Origin of the sequence: Nocardioides sp. NPDC023903, from assembly GCF_040639295.1 — a bacterium.
Lineage (GTDB): Bacteria > Actinomycetota > Actinomycetes > Propionibacteriales > Nocardioidaceae > Nocardioides.
The window spans coordinates 1-1,172 of record NZ_JBEZZS010000094.1 but is presented as its reverse complement, the minus strand read 5'-3'; the positions used below and the strand labels follow the sequence as shown (position 1 = coordinate 1,172).

Below are 1,172 nucleotides of genomic sequence, written 5' to 3'. Positions count from 1 at the left end.
CAACAACGGAATCAACCACTCCGCAACCGGCTGATCCTTCCGAGCATCCGCCTTCGCGACGATCCGCCGAGCAGTCTTCACCAGAAGCTCGGCACGTTCTTCGACCCATCCCGCCAGCTCAGGCGGGGTCTCCTTCTTCGCCATGTCGTATCTCCTTGCGAATCAACAATTCGTTTCTTAGAGTGTATGCGTAAGGTTTTCGATTTCTAGAAACTAGAAGTCCTCCACTGGAGGATCTCGCCCCGAAAGGATCCCGACCATGCCTCAGACCTTTGTCATCGACCAGGCCGCCACCTTCACCGGCGTTGCCTTTCTCAAAGCCATCCCGAAGACCGTGTTCGGAAAGCCCGACGAGCAGGACCGGACCCCGGATGGTCGACTGAAGTGGGATGTTCAGTTGGTTGCGGGCTTTCGTGACCAGTTCGGTGGTGACCAGCACGAGGTCATCAAGGTGAACGTCGCTTCGAACGTCGACCCCGGTCAGGGCCTGGGCCAGTACACCCCGGTTCAGCTGGTCAACTTCGTCGTTGGCGTCGTCCCGCCGGAGGTCCGCAAAGACAACCGTGGCGGCGAAAAGCTCGTCGGAGGAACGACCTGGTACCGCGCCGACGAGGTCCGGCCGCTGAATGCCAAAGCAACCCGTACAAACCCCGAATCCTAAGCAGCACAACATAATTCGAGGCAAGCCCTTCCCGCAGAGGGAAGGGCGCGGCAGCCCCAAAAACCCAGCCACCCGGACGGCTGCAACCCCGTCCGGACAGGCAACCCACTGAATGACCAGGAGACAAACCCGTGCTCACAGCCTTCGAGATCCTCGGATCCCTCTCGACTACAGGCCTCGCCTACGCCGGAATCCAGTCCTACGGACTCGGCGTAAAGTACTGGTGCACAACAGATCCCGACCTCAAGCGCACCCATCGCGATGCTGCCCGTGTCCGGCGCACTTGGAACCGACTCGCTCGCTACCTCAAGCTCTATCTACGCGACGACGTCCCGACCGTGCGACAGGCCATGCTGACCAGCGAGAGCCGAGCCAAGGAAGCCCGGATCCGGACACCCAGACTCGTCCGGATCACCAACGACATCTTCGGCGTCACAGCTGATTTCAAGCTGGTCCCCTCGGTCAAACTGAAGGACTTCGAAGATCACGCCGATGACTTGGCCAATTACTG

General features: G+C 60.0%; 2 protein-coding genes. Both read left to right on the top strand.

What is annotated here, in order from left to right; all coding sequences use genetic code 11:
* Positions 1 to 259 precede the first annotated feature (259 nt).
* Entirely contained in the window at positions 260 to 661 is a 402-nt protein-coding gene (locus AB0F44_RS30190; protein WP_357273596.1) for a hypothetical protein, read from the top strand.
* A gap of 131 nt (positions 662 to 792) precedes the next feature.
* Positions 793 to 1,172, top strand: a 380-nt coding sequence (locus tag AB0F44_RS30185; RefSeq protein WP_357361056.1) for a hypothetical protein, incomplete at its 3' end; no start/stop codon positions are given.